The organism is Cupriavidus sp. SHE (assembly GCF_000812445.1).
GTDB lineage: Bacteria > Pseudomonadota > Gammaproteobacteria > Burkholderiales > Burkholderiaceae > Cupriavidus > Cupriavidus metallidurans.
This window is the reverse complement of record NZ_JWMB01000023.1, coordinates 145,154-153,606: the sequence shown is the minus strand read 5'-3', so window position 1 is coordinate 153,606 and position 8,453 is coordinate 145,154. Positions and strand designations below refer to the sequence as shown.

General features: G+C 62.7%; 7 protein-coding genes and 1 pseudogene. 2 read left to right on the top strand and 6 right to left on the bottom strand.

Going from position 1 to position 8,453, the window contains the following annotated elements; all coding sequences use genetic code 11:
• Nucleotides 1-67: 67 nt before the first annotated feature.
• Together RN01_RS13565 and RN01_RS13560 are read right to left on the bottom strand one after the other, a co-directional pair.
• Nucleotides 68-316, bottom strand: a pseudogene (locus RN01_RS13565) (Ohr family peroxiredoxin); the annotation flags it as partial.
• Nucleotides 317-377: 61 nt separating this feature from the next.
• The gene (locus tag RN01_RS13560) at nt 378-866 is read right to left on the bottom strand and encodes a MarR family winged helix-turn-helix transcriptional regulator (RefSeq protein WP_017510822.1); all 489 of its coding nucleotides are present in this window, start codon (nt 864-866) and stop codon (nt 378-380) included.
• A gap of 245 nt (nt 867-1,111) precedes the next feature.
• Here RN01_RS13560 and RN01_RS13555 point away from each other — a divergent pair, with 245 nt between their 5' ends.
• Together RN01_RS13555 and RN01_RS13550 are read left to right on the top strand one after the other, a co-directional pair.
• On the top strand, nt 1,112-2,575 hold the full coding sequence (locus tag RN01_RS13555; RefSeq protein ID WP_017510823.1) for a DegQ family serine endoprotease: 1,464 nt from the start codon (nt 1,112-1,114) through the stop codon (nt 2,573-2,575).
• Between the two features lie 225 nt (nt 2,576-2,800).
• Complete coding sequence (locus RN01_RS13550) at nt 2,801-3,124, top strand: hypothetical protein (RefSeq protein WP_011518152.1); 324 nt, start codon at nt 2,801-2,803, stop codon at nt 3,122-3,124.
• A gap of 124 nt (nt 3,125-3,248) precedes the next feature.
• Here the strand turns inward: RN01_RS13550 and RN01_RS13545 are convergent, their stop codons facing one another.
• The 4 genes from RN01_RS13545 to RN01_RS13530 form a co-directional block, all read right to left on the bottom strand.
• Nucleotides 3,249-4,826 (bottom strand): MFS transporter, encoded by a 1,578-nt coding sequence (locus RN01_RS13545; protein ID WP_017510824.1) that lies wholly within the window; start codon nt 4,824-4,826, stop codon nt 3,249-3,251.
• Nucleotides 4,823-5,320, bottom strand: a complete 498-nt coding sequence (locus tag RN01_RS13540; protein WP_008646910.1) for a MarR family winged helix-turn-helix transcriptional regulator — start codon at nt 5,318-5,320, stop codon at nt 4,823-4,825. The genes RN01_RS13545 and RN01_RS13540 overlap by 4 nt, the downstream gene beginning before the upstream one ends.
• Before the next feature lie 86 nt (nt 5,321-5,406).
• On the bottom strand, nt 5,407-7,422 hold the full coding sequence (locus RN01_RS13535; protein WP_017510825.1) for a DUF3488 and DUF4129 domain-containing transglutaminase family protein: 2,016 nt from the start codon (nt 7,420-7,422) through the stop codon (nt 5,407-5,409).
• Entirely contained in the window at nt 7,419-8,432 is a 1,014-nt protein-coding gene (locus RN01_RS13530; RefSeq protein WP_017510826.1) for a DUF58 domain-containing protein, read from the bottom strand. The genes RN01_RS13535 and RN01_RS13530 overlap by 4 nt, the downstream gene beginning before the upstream one ends.
• Nucleotides 8,433-8,453: the final 21 nt, after the last annotated feature.

Sequence of the window (8,453 nt, the reverse complement as noted above, 5' to 3'; positions counted from 1 at the left end):
CTCTTGGAGCGCTTCTTGGAGCCTCCCATCAACATCACTACACCGCCTTCGGAAGCCGGTTAGAAGTTCCCTTCATCAACCGGCTATTCCGAATACCCATTTTTTGTTGCCCTGCCACAAAGCGGATTGCGCCCAGGAAACAGGCGGAGTATCCAGCCGCAAACAGTTGCTCTGGATTCATGCCATTGCCACTGCCGCCCATTTCCTTCGGCACTGCCAGCTTGACGTTCAACTGGCCATCCGAGCTTTCGGCTCGGCCATCGCGGCCACCGGTTGCGGATGCGTGAGCGGTGTAGAGGACTTTTTCGAGTTTCATTTGAACACTCCAGGTTCTGCCCAGCGGGGGCGGGCTAGTCAAAGGTCCCGGCTTTTGCCGGTCAATCATCGGTCCGTGCGCTTTCCAGTGTGGACCGCAGTGCATGAAGACGCGACGTCAACGACTGAATCTCGGAGACCGAGCATTGCGTCGCGCACAGCAATTTCTCCGGAATGCCTACGGCCGAGGCGCGAAGCCTCCGGCCCGCATCCGTCAGGTTCACAAGAACACGACGCTCATCCTTGGCGTCTCGTTCGCGTGCTACCAATCCTGCCGACTCGAGCCGCTTGAGCAGTGGAGTCAAGGTGCCTGAATCGAGTGTCAGCCGTGTGCCCAGTTCCGAGACCGTCAGCGTGTTGCTTTCCCAGAGCACAAGCATGACCAGGTACTGTGGGTATGTAAGTCCAAGCTCACTTAGAATTGGCTTGTAGATCTTGGTCATCGCCAACGAAGTCGAATACAGAGCAAAGCACAACTGTTGGTCCAGCAAGAGCCAGTCGTTGCTTGATGCTTCAGTTCGAGAGGGAGTTGTCGTATCGCGCATGAACATATCTTATACACAATTAAATTGTTCGCAATATAAAATTTGCATCGAACCTATAGAGATTAGATGGGCGACGCGCGTGCACAAGCGTTGATGAGGAAAAGCAATCAAAGATGCACTCGTGGCGTGAGGCTAACCAAGCCGTGATCTGATCTGGTTCTTTAAGTCTGGCTTAAGTGTGGCTGCTTACCATGATTCCGTCGCGCCAAGAAAATCGTCGGCGCCATGGACCATCGAGAAAGGAAAGCACCATGATTCGTCAGACTCTCGCCCGCTCTGCTGTCGGTGTCGCTGCCTTGGCTGCCCTTGCCGGCGGCTACGCGTATCTGCAAAAGGATGCGATCACCCCGGGATACGCCGCACAGACCCCGGTCACCGCAAGCGCAGGACCGATTGCAGTCGCCACGCCAACGGATTTCTCGAGCATTGTGGATCAGTATGGCCCAGCCGTCGTGAACATCAGCGTGACCGCGCGCGCCCAGCGTACTTCGGCACAAGTGCCGCAGGGCGTCGATCCGGATGACCCGCTGTTCCAGTTCTTCAAGCGATTCGGCCCGCAGTTCCAGGGGCCGCAGAATGCGCAACCGCAACTGGTGCGTGGACTAGGCTCGGGATTCATCGTTAGCCAGGACGGTCTGATCCTGACAAATGCGCACGTAGTCGACAACGCTACCGAAGTCACGGTGAAGCTCACGGACCGGCGCGAGTTCAAGGCCAAGGTGCTAGGCAGCGATCCGCAGACTGACATCGCGGTGATTCGCATCGATGCGAAGAACCTCCCCACGGTCCGGCTGGGCGACCCGTCGAAGACCCGCGTTGGTGAGCCGGTGCTTGCCATTGGGTCCCCGTACGGCTTCGAGAACACGGTCACCGCCGGTATCGTCAGTGCCAAATCGCGCTCGCTGCCCGATGACACCTACGTGCCGTTCATCCAGACAGATGTTGCGGTGAACCCCGGCAATTCCGGCGGTCCGCTGTTTAACCAGCGCGGCGAAGTGATCGGCATTAACTCGCAGATCTACAGCCAGACTGGCGGCTATCAGGGCCTCTCGTTTGCCATTCCGATCAACGTAGCGACCAAGGTCGAGGAGCAACTCGTAGCCCATGGCAAGGTCACGCGCGGCCGTCTCGGTATCTCGGTTCAGGAAGTGAACCAGGCGCTTGCGCAGTCGTTCAACTTGCCGAAGCCTGCGGGTGCGCTGGTCAATTCGGTGGAACCGGACAGCCCCGCGGCGAAAGGTGGTGTGAAGGCTGGCGACGTGATCGTGCAGCTCGGCGATGACGTCATCGATCATTCCGGTGATCTGCCCGAGCATGTGGCCGACCTCAAGCCGGGCACTGAGACGAAGCTCAAGGTCATCCGCAAGGGGCAACCGATGACGCTGACGGTCCAGGTCGGGGCGGTGAAGGAAGACGCTCTGGCTCAGAAGGGTAGCGGTGGTCAGGACGGCGGACGCCTGGGTCTTGCGGTTCGTCAGCTGACGCCTGCGGAGAAGCGCGACAGTGGCATAGACGGCGGCCTCGTGGTCGAAGACGTGACAGGACCCGCTGCGCGAGTAGGTATCCAGCCGGGCGATGTCATCCTCTCGCTGAACGGCACGCCGATCTCTTCCGCCGAGCAACTGAGGGCGCTGGTGTCCAAGTCTGGCAAGCAGGTGGCACTGCTGGTACAGCGTGATGATGCGCGGATTTTCATTCCGCTCGACCTCGGCTGAGCGAGTGCGAAGAAGTGGTTTACGGTCCTCGCAACACGTATACGGGACGTATACCGTAAACGGGTATACGTCCCGCAAACCCTTGCCAGAAGCGGATTTCCGGGAGACAAAACACACCAAAACCGTGTTTGAACGGGTATGATCTCGACTGCGATGCATGAAGCGTGTGGTGATATTGCGATCACCACTTCTGGTTCTTGCTGAATCGACAGAAGAAGGAAGTCTATGCAGTTGGATTTCGCCCGCGCCCCCACCTCGCCGGCTACTGACCTGGCACGGCGGCTTGCGCCAGCCGTCACGAAGCCGACACCGCGTCGGCGCAAAAAAGAAGCTCCGCCGCACTGGGAACGGGGCTATCGCTCACACTACTATCGCAACGAACGCGGCGACAAACTTGGTGAAGTCCGCTTGTCCGACCGTGGCGATCTCCCCGTGGTCTACCACTGGGCAGCCGGCAACTACTCCGGTGCAGAAGGCTCGCTGGCCCATGCGCGTGCCCGAGTGGAAGAAACGGTAGGCTTTGGCATGCGCCAGTTGTCGTTGTTCTAAGGGCGAGCGCAACCTGCGCACGCCTGATCGATGTGATGGCGATCCGCCGCCATTGCCGCGCTGTCGCCAGCGCAAACGCAGTACCCCTCCCGCCTTTCCTGCCTAAGCAAGGCACATTCCCTGACTAGTCGAGCCGACGCTGTACTAGCATGAAGACCGCAGCCGCCATGGCGAGCACGGCAATCAATCGATAGAGATCCTCGCAGGCAATCAACCGCGCCTGTTGATCCACCAGGGCAGCAAGTTGTGCGAGCGCGCCTGCATGGGCCTGGCCCGCCTCGAATCCGCGTGCTACCAGCGCAGCCTGCACGGTATGCATCCATTGCTCCGTTTCGGCTGGCCGCTGCCCCAGGGCGTGCACCAGGCTCGTATGCACTGCGAACTGCCGGTTCTGCAGCAGGACAGCACCTAGCGCCGATGCAAACGAACTGGCGATCTGGCGGATCAGGTTCTTGCTGCGATACCCATGCGCGAAGTCATCGCCGGCCAGTGAGCCGAATGTCAGGCCCGCGATCGGAATGATGACCATCACGCCGAAGAGCCCCTTGCCGATCAGCCCGACAATGAGCGCTGGGGGGCCGACATCCGGCGGCATGAAGGAGAACCACGTCATCGCCCCAGCCATCAGCAGCAACCCCGTCGTCATCAGCGGCTTCTTGTGTTTCAGCTTGCGTGCCACGCGCTGGTACACCCAGATGCCGACCAGACTGATCGTCGCGGCGAACGTGTTCAGCCAGCCGGTGGTGGCAAGCGGAAACCGCAGCGCCTGCTCCGCGTAGATCGGGAACACATAGGCGGCGAGGTTGCTGATCATGTAATAGACGAAGTACATGGCCAGGCCGGTCAGGAAGACGGGCTGGTACAGCGCACGCAGATGCAACACGGGCTTTTCGTGGTGCCACTGCTGCCACAGAAAGACAGTTAGCAGCGCCAGCGCGAGCGCGGCGATCAGCGCAATGCGTATCGGATGCGAGAACACGTCGAAACGGGCTTCCGTCAACGTTGCCTGCAGTGCGACGATCGCGACGCCGAACAGCAGCAGTGGACCGAGCCCGGGTCCTTCCACGTCATCGCGGGCTTCCGCGTCCGGGAGCAACAGCCAGGCGCCTATCGTGGCAAGTGCCGCAAACGGCAGCACGCCATAGAAGACGTCCTGCCAGACCCCTCGATCGACCAGCTCCGCGGCGAAGGCGGGGCCCAGCGCCGAAGCGCTGAAGATGCCAAGCATGAAGATGCGCGAAGCCCGCACCCGGTCGGTCTGGCTGAACATCATGTTCACCAGGATCCGGCAGCTCGTGAACAGCGCGCCGCCGCCAACGCCCTGCACGAAGCGGGCCCCCACCATTTGAGTCAGGCCGGTACTGGTGGCGGCCGCGAGCGTGCCCGCCATGAACAGCAGGAGTGACCCGGTCAGGTAGTAGCGATATCCGAATCGCCGCGCGAGCCAATGCTGCGTCAGGATCATCAGCATGCTCCCGACGGCATAGGCGGCCTGGACCAGCGCAAAGCTGCGCGGGTCCGCGTCGATCCCGCCGATGATATGACTCGACGCGAACACGAACATGATGTTCTCGAGAAACTCGACGCCGGTGGCCAGGCCCAGCAAGATCATGAGCAACGTCTGCCGTTGCTGGTGGCTGAGCAGGCGCAGCCATCTCATGCGGGCGCGCAGCCGATGCCAGGGGTCTGCCTGCGCGGTCACGATGCGTTTGCTCCCAACGCGGCCAGATGCTGATGTAGCCGACCGAGATCGCGCGTGACGGCTGCCAGACCGGTCTTGCCGATGGGTGCCCAAGCTTCGGCGTAGGCGGCATGGACCGTCGGTGCGGCACGCTTGAGCAAGTCGTGGGCGGCGGGGGTGAGGATGAGCTCGAGGCTGCGCCGGTCGTGCTGCGAAGCCTTGCGCTGGACCAGTCCGCGCGTCTCGAGCCCGTCGATGAGGCGTGTCATCTGAGTGCGCGTGGCATCGATCGTCAGTCCCAGCTCGGACGGCATGGTCGGTTCCATGGCGTCGATCCCCAACATGCTGATGACGAGGTACTGGTTCAGGTCGAGATCATGTACGGCGAGCGCCCGTTCGATATGCTGGCGCAGCAGCCTTGCCGACCTCAGCAATAGCCGCGATGCCAGGATCAGGTCACGGGGCGCTTCCGGATACTCCGCGCAAAAGCGATCAATGCGACGCTCGAATGACATGACTGTATGATTTCATCTGTAATAGTTACGGATGAAACTATATGCGGCGTGCGGACCTTTGGCAAGGTGAAGCGTGAAAGGACTGATTACCGCAATGCTTTCGACAGTTCGCGCAGTGATATGCGCAGCCGGCCAATGACTTCGGTCTGCTGCTGCGTCGTCGGGGCGCCGTAGCGCCATGCCACGTAGCCGTTGGTGAACGCCTGCACCGCGGACGCCGCGCGAGGTAGCGCTGCACAGGCGCGAGCGCTGTAGTCCCGCGGCCCTTCTGAGGTATCACGTACGCAGCCGTGCCGCGCCAGCAGCCCACAGAAGCGGTCATAGAGTGCCTGGACCGGATCGGCATGCCGGCGCCGCAGCCAGAGCGGCAACAGTGCGAGCAGACTCAAGGCGGCCAGCCCGCCGACCAGCACCGACGGCAACTTGCCAGCCAGCCCAGCCTGCTCCATCAGTTTTCCTTGCTGGACACGGTCGTACTGCAATACCCAGCGCTGCCACGTATAGCTGAGACCATCGAGACCCCAGCGCAGATCACGCAGCCAGCCCGGGGCCCGCAGGTCACGTAACGCCGGGATTTCGTCGCCAGCCAGCGCCGCGTCGACGCCCTGCTCGACCCGGCTGGGTGCGACGGCACCAGTTGGGTCCACGCGGACCCAACCACGCTGTGCGATCCAGACCTCCGCCCAGGCATGGGCATCGGATTGCCGAATCACATAGTGGCGCCCGACCGGGTTCAAGTCTCCACCCTGATAGCCAGCCACCACACGCGCCGGCACGCCGGCTGCCCGCATCAGGAACACAAAGCTGCCGGCATAGTGCTCGCAGAAGCCTCGGTGCGTCTCGAACAGAAAGCTGTCGACCTGATCCTGCTTAAGGGACGGTGGAGATAGCGTGTAGGCGAACGGCGCCGCAGCGAAGAGCCGGAGGGCCGCCTGCACGCGCTGCCACGGATCCGGATACTCGTTGGCCCACCGCGCAGCCAGTTCGCGGCTGCGTGGATTGCCTTCCGGTAGCGTCAGGGCTCGTCGGAGCGTGCGCTGGGTCAGCGGTTCGGGTACCGCCCCAAATACGGATCGGGCGCGATAGCGCAACGGCCGGTCGACGGGGAGGTTCGCAAAGAACTCGTTATCGGTGGAAACCTGCGCATTGAGGCTCGACGAGATGGCCTGGCCACGATCGAGCACGTATAGCCACGACGCCTGCGTAGGCTCGAGCGTGATGTTGTACTCGTGCGCGCCTGGTGCCGCCGAATCTGCAAAGTCGCTGTCACCGATATCGTCGCGCAGCCCGTCGGCCGGACGCACCGAACGGGACCGGGCCGGCCGCCAGGTCTCGCCGTCGTAATCCCAGAGCACGAAAGCGCGCCAGTAAAGCGAGGCGGGGGGTGGTGTCTCTCCGACGAAGTCGACGCGGAACGCGACGTCGGGCGAACGGATCAATTTGCCGATACTGCCAGGCTTCATCGTGTCGCTGATACCCGTGCGACCGATCGGCTCCGATTGCGGCAGGTGCCACAAGGGATGGTCGAGGCGCGGGAACAGCACAAACAGGAACACCGCCCACGGTAGCCCGAACAGCGCCATGCGCCCGAGCAACGGCCAGATCGCCAGTCGGCCACGCGCTTCGGGGTGGTGCAACAGCAGCCAGTTGCGGAGGACCCATGCACCGATCGCCATGCTGTAGAGCGCCAGCCAGAATGGCTGATCGGCAAGGTAGAGCGTGAGCAACAGGTAGAACGAAAGCTGTGTGATGAGCGTGGCATCGCCCAGCGCACGGGTTTCCATCAGCTTGAGCACCACGAAGGCCGCCAGTAGCGCGATGCAGAGTTCGCGTCCCAGATTGCCGCCGGACTGCCAGACCAGCGCGCCAGCCACTACCAGCACCAGTATTGCGGCCAGGCCCACTGTCAATTTGGAGGGCAACGGCGCGCGCCGCTTCCATAGCATCCAGCGCCATGCCAGCAGCAGCACCAGCAGCAGGCTGACCGACACAGGCAGGGTGCGCGCCTGCGGCGCCAGCACCAGCGCAAGCTGGCCGATCAGCATCCCCTGTTCCTGATGGCCGAGGGGCCGGACCGCGACGGTCTTTGCCTTCTTGCTCATCGTGCGCGCCGCTCCGGCCAGAGTGCCAGGGCTTCCAGGCATGCACGCACGTGGGCGGAACCGCGACCCGGCTTGATCTCGACGCCCGGCAGGCGTAACCCGATTTCCGATACCTCACCCGCCATCAACACCCAGGCACACAGGCGGGACAGCCGCGCTTCCGTGTCTATGGCCGGCGGCAGGGTATTCCAGTCGATCCAGCAACTCGGCTGCTGCGGTGTGTGTCCCGAGCGGGTCAGCCATTTTCCGGTGCGCGCGCTGTGTTTCCAGGCGATGCGATGCAATGGATCGCCGGGCCGGTACCTGCGCAACTGATCGATCCCGTCGTCAGCCGCGAAGCTGGCCGCGCCGTCGTCGGCATCGTCGGATTGAGGGTGCAGGGGTAGCGGAGGCGGGCTGGCTTCCGGCGCGGGATAGACGATGGTGGCAAGTCCCAGGTCGGCATAGCTCCAGACGCGGAAGAGGCCGAACGGAAACCGGCTGGAAAGCGTGACGCGTGGCAACGCCAGTCGTCCGCGCCGGATGGCGGAGAGTCGCACCGGCAACGTGCCACTGGAAACGCCGTCGAGGGTGAGGGCGGCCGTTTCTGTACTGGCATCGGATAGCGGCGTGCGTGCCTCGATGCCGATTCGCGCGGCGGCATCCTGATTGTCGACGTGCAAGGTAAAAACCGCGCACTCACCGACGAATGCCGGCGTGACAGGCCCGGCGGACACGCGCAGATCGAGCAGATTGCGGTAAGCCATCCACATGCAGCCCATGCCGATGCCGGCCAGCAGGAATGTCAGCGCGAAGCCGAGGCTGATCGCATAGTTCAGCGATGTCAGCAGCATGGTGGCCAGCAGCACCGAAAACCCGATGCCGCCGCGTGTAGGCAGGATGTACAGATGCCGGCGGTCGAGCGTGACAACACCGTTGACGGGCGCGCGCTTGCGGCGCAACCACGCGGAGAAGCGTCCCGGCGTCGGGCCAAGGTGATCAGGCGCGGGAAGGGCTGGCCGCGTGGTCATGGGGCGGGGGTGTGTCCGATG